Source organism: Pseudoalteromonas sp. SG44-8, assembly GCF_014164125.1.
GTDB lineage: Bacteria > Pseudomonadota > Gammaproteobacteria > Enterobacterales > Alteromonadaceae > Pseudoalteromonas > Pseudoalteromonas rhizosphaerae.
On record NZ_JACJEQ010000024.1, the window covers coordinates 14,201 to 37,427 of the forward strand.

A 23,227-nucleotide genomic window follows, 5' to 3' on the forward strand; every position below is an offset into this window, starting at 1 on the left:
AGTAAAAAGAAAAGTTAGCAGTAAATAATGATAAAGGTTTACTACATGTAGCTATTGTATTCACATACATAAGAACACTCCGTGTTGTGGACAATTGTTAGTATGTACCTTAAAAAATATTCACTGGAACTTTATTTATGCATTTTGGCAGTTGAAATAGATGAAGTTAATAAAACTAGCTCAGAACTTCTCCAACTAATATTAGTGATTAGTAGCTAACACTTTGGTTGAAAAAGTTTTAGAGAAATTACTTTATAAAAAATTGCCTACAAGACGTGAACTTCTGATGTGCAAAAGTTACAACAATACTGACTCAAAAGCTTTTGACTGTCATGAGTGAGGTATTTGTTGATACTGTTGCAGATGGATCTTTGTCTATGGCGTAAAAAAGGATATTAATATGCTTAAAAATACATTTAAAATTGCAACTTTACTGTGTGCAACATTAACGATTTGTAATGTTGCAGCCCTTGCTCCTCAAGCAGATCGTGCAGTTATTCAATATATGAGTGCAGATATTTTACTACCAGATAATTCATTGCTTAATGTTGATATGAGCTTTGATTGTGGTAGTGACTTTTCTAAAACGGCGATGATTATAACCAGTGATGCAGGTGCGCATTTACTTGCTACTGCATTTGCAAGTATGTACGGCAACGCAGCAGGTGATCAGGTTTTGCATAGTTGGAACACTAAAGTAAATGAAGCTGACCCTCGAAAGCCTACATTTCTAGTTGTAACTCCTCCTGAAAATGCTCATGAAAATTGGTATAAAAGTACTATATCAAAAGGGGTTAAAAAAACGTTAAATTATCAAGCGGAATCATTAACATCTGAACGTTCTGATGATTTAAACGTAGAGTTACCAATTGTAAAGCCATATTGTGGTTCTAGAGATCACAGGCCAACATCGGCACAATAATGGTCACTAGGAAATGTGTAAGCCAATTTGATTGGTAATAATAATAAAATGGACACCATTATGAACAAGTTACTATTTTTAATCTTCTTTATGTTGAGTAGCACTTATTGTTTTGCATTTAACATGCAGCATTTGAATGCCGCTACCCAAGATAATAACAAGAATATTTATTTTTCTTCACATGATGGTGTCTATCGTTTCGATGGTAGTCATTACCTAAACCTTTCGAGTATCTCTATTTTACCTAAGCGTTGGACAAGTGATGTTATCTTTCAATCACCAGGTTATTTGTATATAGCCTATAAAGATAAAGAGGTGTGGCAATTTAATCTAAATACGCTTGAAGCCGTTAAACTTAGTGATATCGCAGCTAGAAAGCTGGCAGTAAATAATACATATTTATTTATGTTAGCTAGAGAGCAATTAACGTTACTTGATCTAGAAACATTTGAAGTTACTGAGCCGCTTGGTAAAAAAGATAAGATGTTTGATGTATCTGCCTCAGCCAACCATGGGTACATTATGGCAAATGACGGTGTCTACGTGATTAATAATAGGAGTGTACGATTAATTGATGACACACATGTTAGTGACGGAGAGCTAGTTGCTACACCTTACGGAGTGATTTATTTTTTAAATGATCATATGACATCATATTCATACTTGAATGACATAAAAATTGTTAATGACGACATTACAAGTGCAAGACATCTGCGCTTTTCACCTCCATATTTTTTGTATTATGTAGACCGTGGCTCTATAAACCAAGCTGAAATAACACAACTATCAGTGTTACAAAAAGGCATAAACTCCCATCCTCAAGCATATAAAGACTTGTTTGTTGATGATGAACAAAATTTATGGGCATTAGATGTTAATAGCTTTGAGGTCGTTTCATCTAAGGTCAGACTCGATCGTCTTTCAATTGCTTCGATTTACAATGTGATCGCAACAGTAAATGGTAAAACCTGGATAGGCTCTGATAACGGGCTTTATATTTACTCTGACGGTCACTATTCTGCTCTTAACAATTTGAATCAGCAAATCTCAAAACTTGGTTTTTCTGTCACTGCATTACAGCAAGAAGGTGACACGCTGTTCGTTACTACTAATTTAGGTGCATATGCTATTAACTTGACTACACAGCTTGTTACTCAGTTCTTTAAAGGTTATGTAATTAACTTAGCAGTTATTAATAAACAGATTTACTTATCCACAAATGATGAGGGAGTTCAAATATTTGATTTAGCCCTTTCGCAACTCGATTCAGGGTATATCAATAAATTTCTATCGCATAAGACTGCTTGGGCAACTAAAAACCTTGGAGGTATACTCTATATTGCTAATGAAAAGGGGTTGATATCTTTTAATCAACGGGGTGATGCCTCGATTGAACTTGAAAAATATGCACCTATCGCAGATATTCAATTGTTAGGTAATACACTTTATGCTGCAACTTACGGCAGCGGTTTATTTAGAAAAATTAACGGTCAGTGGGAATCTATTGTAAGCCCGCTATATATTAATGAGCTACATTCATTGAGCCAAGAGCTCTATTTATCTACTAACCATGGTATTCACAAGTTTAGTATGGATGATGCTTACACTAATCTTTTAGAAGGTACAGGAGATCATTCTTTTACACCAAATGGAATATTAAGTATTAGTGATAAAATTGTTGCGGTTAGCAACCAAGGCGTAATAAGAGTTGAAAGAAAAAGGCAAGAAACTATACCAAATAGTCGTATTAGTTATATAAGAACAAACACTAAAACGTACTTAAATCCAGAAACGTTAAAAGTGAATAACTCTGGCTGGCTTGATATAGCTTTGACTAATTATAGCTACACGCTTAGCGATCACATTAATTATCAATACCGCTTAAATATGAGCGAATGGCATGATATCCCTACCCCATTAATACAATTAAATAAGCTAAACCCTGATAATTACACATTAGAATATAGAAGCAAAGTTAATGGAGGTATGTGGAGTAAGCCACAGTCTTTCAATTTTTTTGTAAGTGGGCCTTGGTATAGCTCAAATAGTGCTTTGTGGTTTTATGCTTTAATACTAATTAGCTTATTTTTAGGTGTTGCTAGCTTTGTATTCTTTTGGTTGCAGAGTTTTCACCGTGTTTTTAAGTCACATCAAAAGCAATTACAGCGTGAAGGGCTAAGTGTTGCTGCTATAAACTTAGCAAACGGCATAGATTTATGTGGCGGAGATCAAATAATGGTATGTAAAGGCCTTGATAAACTTAAAAAAGCACATGAAATTTTAAGCCCTATTGCTAATAGCCATGCAAGCCTTGGGCAGAACGACTTGGCTACAGCGATTGATATGCTACATATTAAATGTTTATCAAGGGATGGTATTGAGTCGGAATTCAATATCACGCTTGGTAATGAAGTTCTTACTAAACAATTACAGTGTGATATTTATGCGGTGTTATACCATGCTGTTGAGAATATATTTAAACATGCAAGTGCAACTAAAATAACAGTTCACTTAAATAAGATCGGTAACAAGTTAATATTGCAGGTACTAGATAACGGTAAAGGCCTATCAATGTTTACCCGCTCTATAAATTTTGGCCTAGGTTATTACGTGATGAATAGTATTGCAAAAGAATATAAACTGCCTATCAAGCGAAGCTCTAGCAGCAAAGGGACTAAGGTAGTAGCCCAATTTCCAGTGATCTTACAACCAAAAAAAATTCAAAAAAGTGAGTTACATACAAGCAAATATCAGCCAAATTAATGGCTGAACATATGGCAGCTGTTGCTGCTCAGCGGTTATACACTTCAACGTGCACTATCAAGCGCTGATCTGATTAATGCAGCGCCGCAGTAAATGGGATGTTTTTACATATTTCGGCTTCCGCTATTAAAATTTCTTCTAATCGCGAATCGACCTCATTTTTATCAAAATATTCATAAGCCAGCTCGACAAATAAGTTTTTATGTTTTTCTTCTGATTTAGCTATTGCCACATAAAAATCTTTTTCTTTGCCGATTGGTAATGCTTGTGCAACTAAAGAGAAACGCTCGTGTCCCCTCGCCTCAATTACGGCACCTACTAATAATCTATCCATTAAAAACTCGTCGCGGCCATTTCTAAAAATCGCGCGAATTTTTTTTACGTACGGATCTTTTTGGTCGTTACCTAAGTTAACATCACGATCAAGCAATAGCTTTAATACTTGTTTAAAGTGGATCATTTCTTCCAGTGCTAAATCGGTCATTGCTTTTACAAGCTTGCGGCGATCTGGATAATGCGACAACATCGACATAGCCATACCGGACGCTTTTTTTTCTGCAGCGGCATGATCTTGTAAAAAGGTGTCAAAGTCTGCCATCACAGCTTCGGTCCATGTAAATGGAGTGTGGTATTTTAATTCGAACATAAATATTTTACCTAAAAACTAATGGCGAGATTTTAACGCAATTGAACTACAAAATCTTGTTACAGCAATAATTTTTAATCACCTTGAGTAGTTACTTCTTATCAAGATGTTGGGTATAGATATTTATCGATTTTACCATTTGCTGTTGATGCAACTTTTAGTGGATGTTTTATTGCATTCCAAGCTGTTACCTTGCCGCCAATATTCATTTTTTCAAACTTTGTCAGTTCAGTTTGTAATTGCAAAAAATCACAAAGCTGATTAAAACTGTTTGGATGGGCAATATCTATTGATAAAAAGTCAGCTGCTCGCTTAGCAAAATAGTTATGTGCAGCACTTTTGTGTTGCTCATAGCATTGTTGTAAATAGGCATCATTGTGTAACTCATTAATAGAAAAACTACCAAAGGTATGCAGATAACAACGCTTAATATGTGGGTTAAAACCCCCATCCTCTCGCATTAAGTTGGTGTGCATTCTCAGTAATAATTGGCGAATTGAAGGCAGCCACTTTTCTGCTTCCCGCTCTAAATAGATAAATTTAGCACCTGGATAAAGTGAATCTAAATATTCGTAATCATTAAAAATTGGTGTGTCAGCCATCACTTGCGCTTGGTTAAAACATTGCTTGGTATAGGCTGTATGGGCACAACTAAAACCAAGTTGTAAAAATGCATGGCATACACTGGTTGTGCCCGTACGAGGTAGGCCAATTATAAAGATTTTAGTTATTGGATTCATAATGACTTGTGGAACTGAATGCTTTTTTCTGGAGTAAACCATAATGCACTGTTGTTAATAGGAGTTAAGTGAGGAAGATGTGTATTTTCTAATTTTATAATCATTTTTTCTTGTAATTTTGCGCTTGCAATAATTTCAGCGAAGTGGCGATTAAATAATTTATCAAACTCACCATTTTGATGTGCTTTTTCTAGACCAGTTTGAATTGCATTATGTAAATCATCGCGCTGCGAGTTAACAAAAAAGTAGATCGCTGCTGGATAATAAAATACCACATTCGGTACAGTAGTAATGTGAGCGTTTGCATCAAGCTGCTTTAATTCCCAATCAACTTCTAAAATTGAGCGGGGAAATGCATCCCCACGCCCTTTAACAAGCATATTAAATAAGGAGTCATAACTTGTTGATGTTGAAACTTGAAAACCGTTATCACTTAGAATTACCGTGTCTGGCCAGTCATGTCCTTGAATAAAATAAAGCTTTTTAAGTTCAGATGGCATTTTTACGGCTGTAAATAATGAAAGTTTGTCTTCAGTAGTTAGTAGTAAACGCCAACCATATAAACCTTTATAAATTGGAATTCTAATAGGCTTAAACAATTGCTCCCTTTCTATACTTGTCATTGACCATACTACATTAACTAGTTCACCGTATTCTAGCTCTTTTAAAGAACGGCTTTGTACCATTTTTATCGATGATTGTAAGGTATGCGCTTGACCACTATATTTTAATGCAAGTTTGAGTAACTCTAGCGGATACCAATTGTCTAATTCACGCTCTGGCTTAGGATAAATAACATTCAGTGTTTGACGCGGATCATTATGATCAACAGCTGCACTAACAGGGTTTACTATCAATGATGTAGAAAGTGCAAGCCATGTACAAAACATTTAGAAAAAACGACCGAGCAGTAACGCAATTGCACTTAACGCGAGGGTTGCAAAGGTTGATAGCATGCCTATAACTCTAAGTTTTAAGGTATTATCATTAATCGCAATGCTGTGGCATACGCGACCAAATACTAATAAAGTCCCTAAAAGATGGCAATAATGACTGCTTAAACCTTGGTACTCTGCTAAAAAAATAAGGATCAGCGCGAAAGGTACGTATTCAATAAAATTACCATGAGCTCGCGTTGCTCTTAGTAGTTGTTGGTTATCGTTAGTACCTAATGATATTTGATTTGCTTTTCGCACTTTTACAACATTTATACTTAAATAAATATACATAAAAGCTAATATGGCTGCGTAGAAAGATATGATCACAATAAACCTAATTTTTATCTAATAGTTTATAAGAACTTGTGTATTGCCAAGTCCCCCTAATAATTCGTATTACTATACAACTATTGTTATTTAAATAACAAATGATAATCAACCTCAGAAAACAACATCACTTATTTTAACCTTTCTATGGTCTTGCTACTGAGATTAATAGAATGACCTTATACAATGCCCTCTCAATGACGTCTATTATTTAGACGATTTCGTCGCATATCAAGCAATAAGCTAATATTGTAGTCAAGACGCTCAATGCGGTCCGTAAAATTAAAGTTACAACATCTTGCTGCTTGCTATTAGGAGTCCATATACTAAGTAAGTTTTAAGCCTCCAGCTAATAAAACATGCATATATTGGAAACGTTATTATTAATAATTAGACGTAAAACAAAGTTTGTTGTTAAGCTTACTGCATAAATTAGCTGTTGTTGGTACAACAACTAAGTCATCTTAGGGTTTCATATATGTTCACTCCGCGAAAAATTGCCGATAATTACCGAGAATTAGTCAGTAGTATCGGTTTCTATCCATCGTTATTATCAGTGATATTTTTATTGTTTGCTGTACTTGTAACAACTACAGAGTATACGTCTTTTGTTATGGAGCTTAAATCGCTGCTTGAGGTACTATTGGTTGATAGCGAAGAAAATGCACGAACGATTCTAAGTACATTAACGGGTAGTATTATTTCGCTAACTGTTTTTAGTTTTTCTATGGTTATGGTGGTACTTAATAGTGCCAGCGCAAGTCTATCACCAAGAGTATTACCGGGGCTTATAACGCGTAAATCACATCAACTTGTTTTGGGGTTTTATCTCGGCAGTATTATTTTTTCAATCGTTATGCTGATCAACATCCGTACTATGGATAATGGTGAAATAGGAATTCCTTCATTGGGCATACTTTTTTCACTTGTTTTTGGCCTGATATCGTTAGGCTTTTTTGTATTTTTCATCCATTCAATTTCAAGGGCGATTCAAGTCGATAACGTATTAAACGACTTATATAAGAATACTAAAAATGAATTGAAATCGATTATTAGCATGCAAAAAGATAACCCTATCGATGTATTTCCTAACTTTGACGATTGGTCGAGTATTTCAAGTAAAACAGAAGGTTACTTTAAAGGCGTCAATAGCGATAAACTATGTGCCCTTTGCCAACAACATGATATAAAAATTTATGTTGTAGTTAAGCAGGGTTTTTTTACTGTTGAAGGCTATCCGTTTTTAAAATGTAATCATGATTTATCTGATAACGAGCAACTCCTTGAAGATTTACTTAATTGCTTTATTTTTTATATCGAAGAATATGTAAGTGACAATTATCGATTTGGAATGACACAGATCTCAGAGATTGCAGTGAAAGCGATGAGCCCGGGTATTAACGATCCTGGTACTGCGGTAAAGGCGATCGATATGCTCAGTATTTTACTCATTGATCGATTAAGCATTTATAACGTTAATTACTCTTTAAAACATAGTGATGATAAACAGCCACTGTTATATTTCCATGAAACATCATTTGATGAATTATTGCATGATAACTTCACGCCAATCCGCAACTATGCAAAAAGTGATGGTTATGTGATGAATAATGTACTCGAAGCGTTCAAAAACATTTTGTTCAGAACCCACCAGAACAGTAAAGCAGCGCAGAGTCTATTTACTTATTTAGATGCTATTATCGATGATGTAAATGAGAATATTAGTAATCAGTATGATCGCGACCAAATAATTAATATGCTTAATGCTATCGCGAGAATCTCCCCTGAAATGGGAGATAAATTGGTGGCGAAATTTCGCCACCAATGAGTTGGCTGTTAATTTTTAATTAGATAAATAGCGTAACTGTCTGCCGAAATTGTGATTTCGCCGGCATGATAGGCATCAGGGACGAAACTGCCAGAATTACTGTCTGACAACATGGTTTTTTCAGCACGCATATAAGGTTGAGCTGATACGTTCATAGGGGCATTTGAAGCACTATACAAACCTTTGAGTTCTACGTCATAATCAGCAGCAAATTCTTTTGCCGCTGATTTAGCATCTGCAATTGCCATTTTTTGCACTTTCTTTTGCAATGACTCAAAACGACTCGATGTGAACTCAGTTTGGTTTATTTCATTAATGCCTGCGTTCACTAAACTTTGCAGCAGTAATGGATATTTTGTTACATCCGTCAGTGTGAGTGAAAGTGTGCGACTAACCCGGTAACCAATAAAGTCTTGCTTACCTGTTTCACGGTTGTATTGATTTTCTCGGTTAATTGAGATTTGTGAACCATAAATACTTTTTTCATCAATCCCCTGCTGCTTTGCTAATTTAATCGCTTTAGCCATAGTTTGATCAGCTTTTTGTTTAGCGCTCATCAAGTCCTTATCAACTTCAACAATTGCAACGCCTAACTTTACATTATCGGCAATAGTGGAGATTTTCGCTTGGCCTTGAATGTAAATGTGTGGGGCATCTGGTGTACTGGCTGCAAATACATTGAAACTTAGAGTCGCGGCTAACAATGGTAAATAACGCATACATATCCTTAATAGTTTTAATAACGTTATTAGATACCGTACGCGGTTAATTTAAAATGAACAAGCATAAAAAAACAGGCCGAAGCCTGTTTCTAGATAATTTACTAGTTAATCAGCAGTGATCACTTAGATACTACAACGTTTGTAATTACGGTATTTTGGTAACCAGTAATTTCTGTCAATTGCCGCCCATAACATATCATCGCTGATCTCAAGTGCAGCCCCCTCTTCGATGGCTTTTTTAGCCACACCAAAAGCAATGCGTTTACTCAGTGTTTCAATTTCTGTTAGTGCAGGTAATAAACTCCCTTTACCGGTATTAGCTCGAGGTGATGATTCTGCCAATATTTCACTCGACACCATGAGCATTGCATCAGTAATACGGGTGGCCTTCGCCGCAATGACACCTAAACCAATACCAGGGAAAATATAGCTGTTATTACACTGTGGAATTACAAATGTTTCACCGTCATAAACAACCGGTGCAAAAGGACTGCCAGTTGCAACAATCGCTTTGCCTTGTGTCCAATTGATCACATCTTCCGGCAGTGCTTCAACTTGCTTAGATGGATTACTTAACGGGAAAATAACGGGCTGTTCGCATCCATTATGCATGGCGCGAATAACTTGCTCAGTAAATAAACCAGGTTGCCCTGATACACCAATGAGAATATCAGGAGCTGTGCAGTGCATCACATCTAGCAATGACGCGTATTCACCGCTGTATGTCCAATCAGCTAATTTATCTGTAGGTTGGGCAAGTGCTTGCTGGAAGTCGCGCAGCCCTTCCATGCCTTGTGTTAACAAACCAAAACGATCAACCATGAAAACTTGGCTGCGGGCTTGCTCGTCAGAAATACCTTCCGACACCATTTGTGTAATGATTTGCTCGGCAATACCACAGCCTGCGGAGCCTGCACCTACGAACACTACCTTTTGTTCTGATAACTGTGCACTCTTCACACGACATGCAGCAAGTAACGAACCAACTGTAACCGCCGCTGTGCCTTGAATATCATCATTAAAACTACAAATTTCATCACGGTAGCGTTTTAATAAAGGCATTGCATTAGGTTGTGCAAAGTCTTCAAATTGTAATAACACATTTGGCCAACGACGCTTAACGGCTTTAATAAATAGATCTAAAAATTCATCGTATTCATCTTGTGCAATACGTTTATGGCGAGCGCCCATATACATAGGATCGTTTAATAACTTTTCGTTATTCGTTCCTACATCAAGCATAACCGGTAGCGTATAGGCTGGGCTTATGCCACCACAGGCGGTATAAAGTGATAGCTTACCAATTGGAATGCCCATGCCACCAATACCTTGGTCGCCTAAACCAAGAATACGTTCACCATCAGTAACAACGATAACCTTTACTTTGCCTTTGGTCGCATTACGTAAAATATCATCGATTTGATAACGGTCTTCATAAGAGATAAATAAACCGCGCGCGCTGCGATAAATATCTGAGAATTTTTCACAGGCATCACCCACGGTTGGGGTGTAAATAATAGGCAACATTTCTTCAAGATGGTCACGCACTAAACGATAGTAAAGTGTTTCGTTGTTATCTTGGATGGCGCGTAAATAAATGTGTTTATTTAGGTTGTCTTTAAAACTTGAATATTGTTGATAACAACGTTCAACCTGCTCTTCAATCGTTTCATAGCGAGGAGGCAGTAATCCCGCAAGGTTGAAACTTTCACGCTCTTTTTGAGTAAATGCACTGCCTTTATTTAAGAGTGGCGTTTCGATCAGACCTGGGCCTGAGTGATGAATATAAAGATAATTTGGGTCAGTATTTGTAGTCATAAGTCCAAGCTTAACGAAGTCTTTAAGTTACGATCTGTCATTATTACTGTTGAATATTAAAAAGCAATGATATTCAATCTTGTCAGACCATTAGGAGAAAATAAGACGTGTGCGCTTAACACACACGTAAAAGTAGATTGTACATTAAATCACGATGTCAATTAAGGCTTATTCACTGGCATTTCGTGCTCTTTAAGAACAATACTTTGCTCACTTAAAGCGATCCCTTCGCGGCGAGGATCTGCGGCACCAAATAAAGTGCCATTGACGACTTCAACCGCATGCAAGCCAGAGTTTAAATCGACGACTTTTACTGTATGACCACGTTTTTGTAAATCAGGAATAATCGCCTCTATAGCGGTGCCTTTTTCAACACTTGTATAATTATTACGATTAGTAATTCTTGGTAAGTCAATGGCTTGTTGAGCAGTTAGTTGCCAATCTAATACGCCAATAACTACTTGCGCGACATAGTCGATAATTCGGCTACCGCCAGGTGAGCCGACCACTAAGCGTAAACTGCCATCGTTATTAAACACCATCACCGGTGACATTGAGCTGCGCGGGCGTTTACCTGCTTCAACGCGGTTGGCTAATAATTTGCCGTTTTTGCGCGGCGACAAGGCAAAGTCGGTTAATTGGTTGTTTAATATATAACCGTTCACCATAACCGTTGAACCAAACGCCATTTCTATTGAGCTGGTCATTGATACCGCGTTCCCTTCACTGTCAACAATAGATACATGAGTAGTAGATGGCAATTCATACGCATCATCTTGTGCGTAACTCAGTAATGGACGAGGTTGCCCTGCATAGGCTTTTTCGTCTCGCTCACTTATTAATTTTGTCCGTTGCTCGATATAGCGTTTATCGAGTAGCTCATTAGTAGGAATATCTGCAAAATCGGGGTCGCCCATATACACATTACGATCCGCAAAAGCGAGTCGCGATGCTTGGCTAAAATAATGCAGGGCTTGTGCAGAATTAGCTTTAAATTGACCCATGTTCTTATCTTCAAGCAAAGCGAGAATTTGTAACACCGCGACTCCGCCACTGCTCGGTGGTGCCATGGAACATACTTTATAACTGTGGTACGGGGTGCAAACTGCGTCACGTTGTTTACTTTTATAATTAGCTAAATCGGTTAATGCTAAAGTACCTGGTGCCACAATAGAATGAGTGACCGCAGCAACCATTTGCTTAGCGTTATCGCCTTTATAAAAAGCATCAATGCCTTTACTGGCGATTTTTTTGTAAACTTCAGCAAGTGGTTGGTTCGTTTTAACAGTGCCAACAGCAAGCGGTTTACCATCTGGAAAAAAATAATCACGGATCACTGGAAGTGTTGTCACCCCAGGGTTTATTTGTTTGGCTAATAAAGCATGTAAACGCGGTGATACTACAAATCCTTGTTCAGCAAGTTCTATGGCCGGTTTAAACAGTTCCGCCCATGCAAGTTTGCCATATTGTTGATGCGCTTTAGCAAAGGCATGCAATAAACCAGGTACACCCACTGAACGGCCGCCAACCACTGCTTCAATCCAAGGTGCCGCGTTACCTTTTTCATCTAAAAACAATCTTTCGTCAGCATTACTTGGCGCTGTTTCGCGGCCATCAAAGCTGGTTAGCTTATTATGACCTTTGTCAAAATGCAGCATAAAAGTCCCACCACCAATTCCTGATGATTGCGGCTCGACCAAGGTCAAGACTAATTGCGTTGCAATGGCAGCATCGACTGCACTGCCGCCCTTAGCGAGTATGGTTTGTCCTGCTTTAGCAGCATAGGGGTTTGCCGCAGCAACCATATACTGCTGACCAGTTACATGTTGCTTAAGTTGATGGCCTGTAGCGGCTTCTGGCTCGCGTACTTCTCGTGGTGTTTGAGTGGCTAAAACAGGTAAAGTGAGAAGAGTTAAACTAAAGACGACGCTGGTTTTAAAAGGTAAAAACATAAAAAGACCTTAATTGCATTGAGATGTTTGGCATCTTAAAGTTAAACGGGCACAATATGCAAAATTTTGCTGTAAAAATAAGAATAAAATGGTCAATTTACCACTTCAACCCCGATATATTTTACCCCCGCTGTGTTTAATGGCATTAAGCGCCCTATTTGCAGCGTTTAATTTAAATGATGTTTTAGAGTTTAATCGCCAGCTCATTGACCAAGGCCAAGTTTGGCGTTTGATCACGAGCCAATATGTGCATGCTAACTGGGCGCACTTAGCATTAAATTGTGCCGGTATCGTACTGATATGGGCGTTACATGCTGAGCATACAAAACCGACGCAATATGCATTGCACACCTTATTTTTGGCTGCTTGGTGCGGTATTGGGGTTTACTTTTTTTGTCCTGACATTCACATTTACACCGGATTGAGTGCACTACTGCATGGTGTAATTGTGTGGGGGGCAATCAAAGATATTGAAGTTGGCATGAAAAGCGGCGGTTTATTGTTTATCGGTATTTGGCTTAAAATTGCTTATGAACAATTTCATGGCCCCAGTGCTGAAGTGAGTAAATTAATTGCCTCTCGGGTTGCTGTTGATGCTCACTTAATAGGTGCAATTGGCGGAATAGTACTCGCAACGCCATTGCTGATAAATTATATAAAAAAACGCCAAGCATAAGCTTGGCGTTGTCTAAAAATTTAGTGCTTATAAACTTTCTTTAAATAGTTTATGAATACGACGGTATTCATCTAACCAACTAGAAGGCTGTACAAAACCATGTGGTTCGACTGGAAATATAGCCGTTTCAAAGTTTTCTTTTTCAAGCTCAATTAAACGCTGTACTAAGCGTACTGAGTCTTGGAAAAACACATTATTATCAACCATAGGGGCGTTGATCAATAAGCGGTTTTTAAGTCCCTGCGCATAATATATAGGCGAACTTTTTTCATACGCAATTGGATCAACATCTGGGTGATTTAAAATGTTTGATGTGTATGGACCATTATAGTGTGCCCAATCGGTAACTGGACGAAGCGCAGCCCCGGCTTGAAATAAATCAGGCTGAGTAAATAACGCCATAAAGGTCATAAAGCCACCATAAGAGCCGCCATATGTACCCACAGCACCGGTATCAACATTGGCATTTTCAGCCATCCATTTAACACCATCGGCTAAATCTTCAATTTCTGGGGTACCCATTTGACGGTAAATCGCCGTACGCCAATCACGTCCATAACCTTTTGATGCACGATAATCCATATCCATCACTACATAACCTTCAGAGGCTAGTAATGAATGAAACATAAATTCGCGGAAGTAACCTGACCAACCCATGTGTGAGTTTTGTAGATAACCTGCACCATGGTTAAAAATGATCGCTTTGCGGTTTTTGCCGCTCTCACCTTCTACATAGTCTGCTGGGTAATATACTTTAGCGTATACCGGTTGTTCAGTATGACTTGACGGTACCGCAACAATTTTAGGCGCAATTAATTGTTTTGCTAAAAATTCACTCGATACTGTATGAGTTAGCTGCGTTGCAGTTGTATTCGCTTTTGCATCAGCAACATATAACTCTGGTGGAGCCATGATTTTGGAATGTGTTAACAATAATTTGCTTTGATCAGGGCTTAATTTATAGTCGGTCATACCGTCTAAGTTGGTTACTTGCTCTGATTTTGCCGTTTGTGGATCAACGCGGTAGATTTCATATAGACCAGGATGCTCAACATTGGCTTTGTAATAAATTGCACTGTCGTCATCTGTTAGTGTGAGGTTCGATACGACAAACTGACCTTTGGTAAGTTGTGTTGCTTTACCATTGAGTGGTTTTTTATATAGGTGGCTATAGCCAGTTTCTTCAGATAAATAATACAAGGTATCTGAATTATTTAACCAGCCAAAATCGTTATAAGCATAGTTAACCCATGCATCATCGTGTAAACGGTGTTGTGAAACAAGTTTGGAATTTTCAGCATCAACAGTAGCTAACCAACGGTCTTTGTTATCCCATGCTTCAAGCATAATCGCGACTTGCGTGCCGGCTTTATTCCAGACGATAGCACTTTGATCCCATCCCCAATCCATCATTAGGTTGATAGCACGAAGTTCTTTTTTAGATTCATATGTTTTGCCGTCACGGGCATAGTTTTCTTTTTTAACTGCCGCTAATACATCTTCATCAAAACCAGGTAAGGTATCAAATGCGAGTGCTGTTTGCGTTTGCTCAGTTAAATCTATGTAGATAACTTGCGAGGTTTGTGGTTTTTCATCAGCAACACGACGACGTACTTTTTCAGCTTTTACCCGTGCATCATCAGCAATATAGTTTGGCATGATGTCGGCTTCATCTCGCCAAGGTTTGGCCTCAGTGACAACAGCAATTAATGCTTTACCATTTGGTGATAACTGCACATCGGCTAACTCATTGCCTTTACCTAAGTAAAACTGAGCATCGGCAATTGAACTATTTTGCTGGTTGAGTTGCTCTTTGCGCGCTTGTTTATCTTTTTTATTTTTATGAGTCAGCGCAATGTAATCAATCAGTTTATGCTGTTCTTTAGCGATGTAAGTTTCAGGCTCTGTAACTCCTTTTGGTGCATCGCTCAAATGAAGATTTACAAGCTCAGCTTGCAGTCCCGTTGCCAAATCTACTTTATAAAAAGTGTTTCCTTGACGATAAGCTAAATTACCATCAGTTAAAAATTGTGGTTTAGATTGTTTAGCACTGTCGTGAGTAATTTGTGTAATTGCACCTGTATTGATGTTCTTTACAAATATATTACCTTCAAATACATAGGCTTGCTGTGTACGATCCACTGAATAAACAGCATCACCAGCCCCTAATGTATGCAACTTATTTAACGCTACTTGGCTTGCCGCTTGGCTATCAACAGCTTGTGTAAATAAGTCTCGAAGCTCATTACCTTGTTGTTTTTGCGCATAGACAACTGTTTTTGAATCAGCAGCCCAAAACGCACGCTCTGCTTGGCGGCCTAACCAATCAGGATGAGCCATTGCTTGCTCAAGTGTGATCGCGCTGCTGCCTGTATCAGCAGGCGTTACAACAACGCTGGCAACAGTTGGTTGTGGTTGCTCTTTAGGGGTAGATGCGGTTGATTGACAACCGGACAACATAACGCTGGATGCTACGGCAAGTGCAATTAAGGTTTTTTGAGTAGAAGATTTAAAAATCATAGGGCTTCTGTAAGGTTATTGTAATTCCGCCAATTTAAGCAGAAGCGCCTATGTAATAGCAATTATTTCAGACAAACAGCCAAACTTTGCTGTTTAATAACCAAGTTACTTTATAGAAATATCTAACCACACCATGCGATGATCTGACGATGCATTACGATCTTTAATTAACCGGTATAACTCGCTACTTTTAGTTGGCCAAAATACCCCACCGTCATGGACTTCAATGCCATAAGTTGAAGGCAAAACATAATCTGCACGAGCTTGCCAGTAAGCTGTGTAAGCCGCAGCATATTTTTCACTGTAAGTGGTTTTAGCGCCCTTACTAGTTGGTGTAAATTGACTATTTATTAATGAGTTTTTTAAAAGTTGATCCGTTGTATCTGGGCGTTTTTTATCTCCTTCAGGAGCCGCATTTAAATCTCCGACTATAACAAATCGTGATTTTTCAGCTAACCCGCCTTTGACACCATGATCGTCATAGAGGTAATCTGCGCTGGCGATATAATCTTTAATCAAACGTACTTCATCATGATTACGTAAGCCGTTTCTATCTTCAGCACCATCAAATACAGGAGGCGTTGGGTGCGATGCAATAACGTGCAGCGTTTTACCTTTTACAGTAACCGGAATATCCCAAAACGATTTTGAGCTGAGCCTCAAAGCTTGCCACTCTTCGTTGTTATACCAATTTTCACCTGTAGTTGGATCAATTGGCATTTTAGCATTTGGCATATCTTTGTATTTAAAGGTTTGTAAGGTACGAATTTTATCAAAATCAATTGGGTAGCGAGATAAGACGGCCATACCATAATGGCCTTCAAAAAAGCCAAAACCAAATGCATCCCCTTTAATACCAGTTGCTTGGCCGTCATTATCTAGATCAAATGGCGTTTTCAAACCTGTGTTTACTGGGCCAACATAGCTGTACGGATAATCTATAGCGGGCTGTTTATTTTGGCTTTTAGCAAGGTAGTGCGTTTTAAAATAATCAATGCCTTGCGCTTTGCTGACATAATCAAATTCATTTAATAATAAAATGTCAGGGCGAATACGTTGAATGATCTCGGCAATATTTTTGATTTGTGGATGATTTGTTTGTAACGCATTTACCAGGCCATTAGGATCAACGTCCTTATCATTTTCAGCATAATTTGTTGCATCCATGCTCACATTAAACGTGGCTACACGTAAAGATGATGCGGCCAATGCTGAGTTAGAAAAACCACTGATTAATAGGCACGCTAATGTGGCGATAGAAAACTGCTTCTTCATACGATATATCCATCTAAAATTAATAACAAAATGACACTACTTACGACTATCCATAAAATAATTGCCATTATAAAGGGCTTTAGTCCTGCTTGTTTTAATACAGCCAGTGATAAGCCACTGCCAATTAAGAATAAAGTCATTACCAATAGTTGTTTTGCTACGGTGTTGATCAGCTGCCAGAGATCCGTAAATTGAGGCAAATACGTATTGATCAATGCAGCAGCTAAAAAACCAACAATAAATAAAGGAATGCTGGCCTTTTCTTCTGAGCGCCAAAAGACACCTGCAATCGTAGTGTAGGGAATGATCCACATCGCACGTGTGAGCTTAACTGTTGTAGCAATACTTAGTGCCACAGCTCCATAAGCTGCTGAGGCCCCTACTACACTGCTTGTATCATGAATAGCTAACGCTGCCCATAAACCAAATTGGTGTTGGCTTAAACTAAAGTAATGACCAATGGTTGGAAATAGTAGCAAACCGACACCGTTTAATAAAAACACTACACCAAGTGCAACCGCTACTTCGTGATCTTTAGCTTTAATTACAGGCGCCATCGCTGCAATCGCACTGCCTCCACAAATGGCCGTACCGAATGATATTAATACACCTGTGTTACGATTTAATTTAAAGACTTGCGTTAAAATTTCACCAAGACCAATGATCGCTGTAATACTGACTATGGTCAGTACCAGCGAACTGCGACCAACTTCAATCACCTGATTAAAATCAACAGCAAAACCTAAGCCAACCACCGCGGCTTTGAGCATCCATTTACTCGCCTTTTGGGATAGCTCTGCAAATGGATTACCGAGCAAAATAGCAAACATCGCGCCACAAATTAGGGCACTACCACCACCAATCCAAGGGGTGATACACAGGCCAAAAAAAAGCAAGTATAGAGGCTTTTTAATCCGATCAGACACAGACAAAATAATCCCTTCGTTACGAGCGCACAATCTTTGTAGTGAGCTTATGCACAACTGGCGCTACAAGAATTACGGTAGGAAATGCGACACAAAATGCAAAAGCCCACGCCGCTAGCCAAATAGAAACTATGTTATCAATTAAACCAACATTAAAAATTGAAATTACCAATGACATAAAACCAGACATAAATAATGCCATGAAAAAAGCGAATACCACGGTTCTGTATTTAGCGCTAATCATAAAACCATTCCTCAAGTAAAAAGCCGAGATAAACTCGGCTTTTTTAGTTAATTTAAAATCAACGCGGTGCTGGCCGCTAATACGCCGGGATAATCTTCCTCCGGAAGATACTCCGACAATTGTGCTAAGCGTTCACCTAACTCATGAAGGTTCGCAGCAGATACATTAATATGGCCCATTTTACGACCAGGCTTTGCTGTTTTACCATACCAATGACTCGTAACCTCAGCAATGCTTAGTACTTGCTGAGGAATCGCGGCTTGTCCGAGCACATTCACCATTGCCGTAACACGCTGCAATTGTGTGCTACCTAATGGCAGCCCAGAGACTGCACGCATATGATTTTCAAATTGACTGCAATGCGCGCCTTGTTGGGTCCAATGACCAGAATTATGAACCCGAGGAGCAATTTCATTGACCAATAACTGCCCTGCCACATCGAAAAACTCAATCGCCAATACACCAACGTAATCAAGCTCATTAGCCAATTTATTAAATGCATCTTCAGCTTGTTGTTGAATCACAGATTTTTCTTTACCGGCGATAGATAAGGTTAAAACACCATTGGTATGCTGGTTTTCAGTAAGTGGGTAAATAGCGGTATTACCACTTTTATCGCGAACACCAATGATTGATACTTCACGATCAAATGGGATCATTTGCTCGGCAATAATAGTGTGTGGCGCGGATTCAGTACCGGAGGCAATAAAATCAGCCATTTGTGACCATATCTGCTCAATTTGATCATCTGATTTTAAACGCCACTGGCCTTTCCCATCGTAACCGGCTTGACAGGTTTTGATAACTAATGGCTTACCCAAGCTAGCAACGGCTTGTTCTAAATGGGCTTTTTCAGTGATCAACTGATATGGTGCGCACTTAACTGCGGTTTTACTTAGTAATGCTTTTTCTAGGGCGCGATCGCCACCCGTTTTAATCGCGGCTTTACCCGGATAAAACTTCTTGCTTGCACAGCATAGCGTTAGCACATCATCAGGAATATGCTCAAACTCAGCGGTGATCGCATGAGCGTCTACAATTGCTTGCTCTAACGTTGTAGTATAGATTTGCCCAGTTAATGGGTGAACAATTTTTTTACTACCAACATCATACGCAACCACATTTAAATTCAATGGCGCACCAGCTAAACACATCATACGTGCTAATTGGCCGGCTCCTAAAATTAAAATAGTCATATTACTCTGCTGGATTTGGGTTAGCTAAAATAGTTTCGGTTTGTTCTTTACGGAACGCTTCAACTTTGGCAAATATCTCCGGTTGCTGACAACCTAAAATCTGTGCAGCTAATAATCCTGCATTTGCAGCACCAGCTTCACCAATTGCTAATGTACCTACTGCAACACCTTTTGGCATTTGGCAAATCGACAGCAATGAATCAATGCCATTTAACGTTTTAGACTTAACCGGCACACCTAATACTGGTAACGATGTGAAAGCAGCGGCCATACCTGGTAAATGCGCTGCACCACCGGCACCGGCAATAATTACTTTAATACCACGTTCTGCTGCTGAACTTGCGTAATCAGCGAGTAGTTGAGGAGTACGATGAGCCGATACAACTTTAGTTTCGTAAGCGATGCCAAATTTATCTAGCATGATCGCCGCATGTTCCATAGTTGGCCAATCTGACTTGGAACCCATAATAATGCCAACAGTCATAAATACTCCTCAGTAATGGTTTTAATACCTATAGCGGACTTATGTCCGCATTAAAGGCGGTCATTATACACGTATTAATTGTTAAATTGCGAATATCGAGTAACAAAAAAGCCATGACTAGCATGGCTTTTTGATCAGTATGTAAATTGAGCTTTAGCCTTCTTTACTGGCTAAATATTCAGAGTAAGTACCTCTGAAATCAATTATTTTGCCGTCTTTGATTTCCCAAATACGGGTTGCAACTGAGGATACAAATTGACGGTCGTGAGATACAAACATCAACGTACCTTCATATGCTTCTAGCGCAAGGTTTAATGCTTCTATTGACTCCATATCCATGTGGTTCGTTGGCTCATCCATTAATAGGATATTTGGTTTATGCATCATAATCTTACCAAATAACATGCGGCCTTGCTCACCACCAGATATTACTTTTACAGACTTTTTAATATCATTTTGTGAGAACAACATACGGCCTAAGAAACTGCGAACAACTTGTTCATCATCGCCTTCTTGCTGCCATTGCTCCATCCACTGGAATAAGTTCATATCGGTGGCAAATTCATCAGCATGATCTTGCGCATAATAACCGATATTGTGGTTTTCAGACCATTTAAACTCGCCTTGCTTCGGTGCCAAACGACCTGCTAAAGTATTTAACAGTGTTGTTTTACCAACCCCATTTTCACCGATGATAGCGATACGCTCGCCTACTTCAACTAAGCCTTCAAGGCCAGTGAACAGCATATCGTCAAAACCTTGGCCTAAGTTTGTTAATTCAAGGGCATTACGGAATAACTGTTTTTCTTGCTCAAAACGAATGAACGGTGTTTGACGTGACGATGCTTTAACTTCATCTAATTGAATCTTGTCAATTCGCTTGGCACGAGATGTTGCTTGCTTTGCTTTAGATGCATTAGCTGAAAAGCGCGAAACAAACTGTTGTAGCTCGGCAATTTGATTTTTCTTCTTGGCATTTTCACTTAATAAGCGTTCACGAGCTTGCGTTGCTGCAAACATATATTCGTCATAGTTACCTGGGTAAATACGCAATTCACCATAGTCAATATCAGCCATATGCGTACATACAGAGTTTAAGAAATGACGGTCATGGGAAATGATGATCATTGTGCAATCACGTTGATTCAGTACATCTTCAAGCCACTTGATAGTATAAATATCCAAGTTATTAGTTGGCTCATCGAGTAGCATGATATCTGGATCTGAAAATAACACTTGCGCAAGAAGCACTCGCAGTTTAAAACCAGGAGCAATCTCTGACATCGGACCGTAATGCTGATCAGTTGCAATACCTACGCCCATTAGTAGCTCGCCGGCTTTAGATTCTGCAGAATAGCCATCCATTTCAGCAAACTCAGTTTCAAGATCGGCAACCTTCATGCCATCCTCTTCACTCATTTCAGGCAAGCTATAGATACGATCACGCTCTTGTTTAATCGCCCACAGCTCTTTGTGGCCCATTATTACAGTATCAATAACTGAATATTCTTCGTAAGCGAACTGGTCTTGGTTTAGTTTAGCAACACGTTCATTTGGATCAGTACTTACATTACCAGCTGACGGTTCCAATTCCCCACTTAAGATTTTCATAAATGTTGATTTACCACAGCCATTTGCGCCAATTAAACCATAACGGTTACCTTCGCCAAATTTAGCTGAAATATTCTCAAATAACGGTTTAGCACCAAATTGCATGGTGATGTTAGCTGTACTGATGATAGCGCTACCCTCCAACGGGGAAAATCAAAGAAATAAAATTGGCTGGAGTGTAAACCAAATAGGCCTATTTTTCCATGAATTATTAGCTTTGTGAGCTATAGCTGCCACGCATTAAAATAAGCTAATTTGGATCAATTTATTGTGCTCGCATTTTGTCGCCGGACAAAAAAGGAACAGAAATTAACAATTCAAATTTCCTCTATCATTTTTTAATGATATTTTTTCACTTTAGCCATTAATTTAGCTTTGTTAGTCTGCGCGACCAAAGGACAATGATAGATAGCACACAAGGCAATATCAAATGAATAGAAAATTAATTGGGGTCATTATCGCAAGCGCTTTGATGGCACCGAGCGTAAACGCTGTTGAAGTTTATGATGACGGAAAAAACAATTTAACCATCGGTGGTTTTATTGACGCCAGAATAATCCACACACAAGGGCAAACTGAAATAGTTAATGGTGCATCACGGATTAGCTTTGATTTTAGCCGCAAACTAAAAGATCAGTGGTCAGCTTTAGCCTTATTAGAATGGGGTGTAAACCCTGTTGGCAGTAGCGATATCATCTATAACAACCGCTTTGAATCTATTCAAGATGAATTTTTATATAACCGACTTGGTTATATAGGTATAGCGCATGAAAAATATGGCCAAGTGACAATAGGTAAACAATGGGGGGCTTGGTACGACGTAGTTTATAGTACTAACTATAGCCTAGTTTGGGATGGTAATGCAGCCGGTGTTTACACCTACAACAAAGACGATGGTGCAATTAATGGCACCGGGCGCGGTGATAAGTTATTGCAGTATCGTAATACGTTTGGTGATTTTAGTATTGCAACTCAAGTGCAATTTAAAAATAATGATTTTTATACCTGCGATATTGAAGCCATTTCAGAAGCTGCTTGCCAGACATTGTGGGAAAGTGGCAGTGATCTTGCTCAACAAGTAGAATTTAATTCAACCTATGGGGCAGCCGTTACCTATTCTGTAAGCGACGACTTAAAACTTACTGCCGGGTTTAACCGCGGTGAACTAACCGTAAATTACGCAGCAGGACGTATTCAGTCTGTTAATGATTTTATTTATGGCGCAGGTGTTACTTGGGGTAATTTCAACAATGATGGCCTTTATTTTGCCGCAAATATCAACAAAAATGAAAATCATGATACCGATAACTTAGGCCGTCTGATCAAAGACGCGATTGGGGTAGAGTCATTATTATCTTATAAGTTTGATAATGACATTCGTACCTTCATTGCATATAACCTCTATGATGCTGGAACAGATTACGTGATCCAGCCAAATTTTAACGCCGATCCTAATGACAACTTTAAACGTCAATTTACAGTACTTGGCTTTCACTATCTATTCGACGAAGATACGATTTTTTATATTGAAGCACGTAAAGACTTTAGTGATTTTTCAAGTGCCGATAAAGAGCAAGAATATCAAATGGGTCTATCAGAAGATGATGGCATTGCATTTGGTTTTCATTACACATTATAA

At 38.7% G+C, this 23,227-nt stretch carries 19 protein-coding genes; 5 read left to right on the plus strand and 14 right to left on the minus strand.

Going from position 1 to position 23,227, the window contains the following annotated elements; translation table 11 throughout:
* Positions 1-400 precede the first annotated feature (400 nt).
* Together H5163_RS16015 and H5163_RS16020 are read left to right on the plus strand one after the other, a co-directional pair.
* The gene (locus tag H5163_RS16015) at positions 401-922 is read left to right on the plus strand and encodes a hypothetical protein (protein WP_182732069.1); all 522 of its coding nucleotides are present in this window, start codon (positions 401-403) and stop codon (positions 920-922) included.
* 60 nt (positions 923-982) lie between these two features.
* Positions 983-3,685: an ATP-binding protein gene (locus tag H5163_RS16020; protein ID WP_182735522.1), complete on the plus strand. Its 2,703-nt coding sequence runs from the start codon at positions 983-985 to the stop codon at positions 3,683-3,685.
* 73 nt (positions 3,686-3,758) lie between these two features.
* Here H5163_RS16020 and H5163_RS16025 read toward each other — a convergent pair whose 3' ends face one another.
* The 4 genes from H5163_RS16025 to H5163_RS16040 form a co-directional block, all read right to left on the minus strand.
* A complete protein-coding gene (locus H5163_RS16025; protein ID WP_182735523.1) occupies positions 3,759-4,331 on the minus strand; it encodes a tRNA-(ms[2]io[6]A)-hydroxylase in 573 nt (190 codons plus the stop codon).
* A gap of 101 nt (positions 4,332-4,432) precedes the next feature.
* On the minus strand, positions 4,433-5,062 hold the full coding sequence (locus tag H5163_RS16030; protein WP_182735542.1) for a sulfotransferase: 630 nt from the start codon (positions 5,060-5,062) through the stop codon (positions 4,433-4,435).
* Positions 5,063-5,067: 5 nt separating this feature from the next.
* On the minus strand, positions 5,068-5,961 hold the full coding sequence (locus H5163_RS16035) for a transporter substrate-binding domain-containing protein (RefSeq protein ID WP_182735524.1): 894 nt from the start codon (positions 5,959-5,961) through the stop codon (positions 5,068-5,070).
* Positions 5,962-6,336 (minus strand): MAPEG family protein, encoded by a 375-nt coding sequence (locus H5163_RS16040; RefSeq protein ID WP_145233364.1) that lies wholly within the window; start codon positions 6,334-6,336, stop codon positions 5,962-5,964. It abuts the gene before it with no gap.
* Between the two features lie 478 nt (positions 6,337-6,814).
* On the opposite strand from H5163_RS16040, the gene H5163_RS16045 reads away from it, so the two are divergent.
* Positions 6,815-8,164, plus strand: a complete 1,350-nt coding sequence (locus H5163_RS16045; protein ID WP_145233363.1) for a DUF2254 domain-containing protein — start codon at positions 6,815-6,817, stop codon at positions 8,162-8,164.
* A gap of 8 nt (positions 8,165-8,172) precedes the next feature.
* On the opposite strand, the gene H5163_RS16050 is transcribed toward H5163_RS16045, so the two are convergent.
* The 3 genes from H5163_RS16050 to ggt all read right to left on the minus strand — a co-directional run bounded on the left by H5163_RS16050 (position 8,173) and on the right by ggt (position 12,656).
* Positions 8,173-8,883, minus strand: a complete 711-nt coding sequence (locus tag H5163_RS16050) for an SIMPL domain-containing protein (RefSeq protein WP_182735525.1) — start codon at positions 8,881-8,883, stop codon at positions 8,173-8,175.
* A gap of 126 nt (positions 8,884-9,009) precedes the next feature.
* On the minus strand, positions 9,010-10,704 hold the full coding sequence (locus H5163_RS16055; protein ID WP_145233359.1) for an NAD-dependent malic enzyme: 1,695 nt from the start codon (positions 10,702-10,704) through the stop codon (positions 9,010-9,012).
* 161 nt (positions 10,705-10,865) lie between these two features.
* On the minus strand, positions 10,866-12,656 hold the full coding sequence (gene ggt, locus H5163_RS16060; RefSeq protein WP_182735526.1) for a gamma-glutamyltransferase: 1,791 nt from the start codon (positions 12,654-12,656) through the stop codon (positions 10,866-10,868).
* A gap of 88 nt (positions 12,657-12,744) precedes the next feature.
* Here ggt and rrtA point away from each other — a divergent pair, with 88 nt between their 5' ends.
* Positions 12,745-13,332: a rhombosortase gene (gene rrtA, locus H5163_RS16065; RefSeq protein WP_149981163.1), complete on the plus strand. Its 588-nt coding sequence runs from the start codon at positions 12,745-12,747 to the stop codon at positions 13,330-13,332.
* Positions 13,333-13,359: 27 nt separating this feature from the next.
* On the opposite strand, the gene H5163_RS16070 is transcribed toward rrtA, so the two are convergent.
* From H5163_RS16070 to H5163_RS16100, 7 genes are all read right to left on the minus strand, one after another.
* Positions 13,360-15,852, minus strand: a complete 2,493-nt coding sequence (locus tag H5163_RS16070) for a prolyl oligopeptidase family serine peptidase (RefSeq protein ID WP_182735527.1) — start codon at positions 15,850-15,852, stop codon at positions 13,360-13,362.
* 105 nt (positions 15,853-15,957) lie between these two features.
* Entirely contained in the window at positions 15,958-17,127 is a 1,170-nt protein-coding gene (locus tag H5163_RS16075; RefSeq protein ID WP_145233350.1) for an endonuclease/exonuclease/phosphatase family protein, read from the minus strand.
* Positions 17,124-18,059 (minus strand): YeiH family protein, encoded by a 936-nt coding sequence (locus H5163_RS16080; RefSeq protein ID WP_182718854.1) that lies wholly within the window; start codon positions 18,057-18,059, stop codon positions 17,124-17,126. Before H5163_RS16080 ends, H5163_RS16075 begins: the two co-directional genes overlap by 4 nt.
* Before the next feature lie 13 nt (positions 18,060-18,072).
* On the minus strand, positions 18,073-18,297 hold the full coding sequence (locus H5163_RS16085) for a DUF2798 domain-containing protein (RefSeq protein ID WP_145233348.1): 225 nt from the start codon (positions 18,295-18,297) through the stop codon (positions 18,073-18,075).
* Between the two features lie 47 nt (positions 18,298-18,344).
* Complete coding sequence (locus H5163_RS16090; protein ID WP_182735528.1) at positions 18,345-19,493, minus strand: 5-(carboxyamino)imidazole ribonucleotide synthase; 1,149 nt, start codon at positions 19,491-19,493, stop codon at positions 18,345-18,347.
* A gap of 1 nt (position 19,494) precedes the next feature.
* A complete protein-coding gene (purE, locus tag H5163_RS16095; protein ID WP_145233343.1) occupies positions 19,495-19,977 on the minus strand; it encodes a 5-(carboxyamino)imidazole ribonucleotide mutase in 483 nt (160 codons plus the stop codon).
* A 153-nt stretch (positions 19,978-20,130) separates the two neighbouring features.
* Positions 20,131-21,717 (minus strand): ABC-F family ATPase, encoded by a 1,587-nt coding sequence (locus H5163_RS16100; RefSeq protein ID WP_145233417.1) that lies wholly within the window; start codon positions 21,715-21,717, stop codon positions 20,131-20,133.
* 301 nt (positions 21,718-22,018) lie between these two features.
* On the opposite strand from H5163_RS16100, the gene H5163_RS16105 reads away from it, so the two are divergent.
* A complete protein-coding gene (locus tag H5163_RS16105) occupies positions 22,019-23,227 on the plus strand; it encodes a porin (RefSeq protein WP_182732078.1) in 1,209 nt (402 codons plus the stop codon).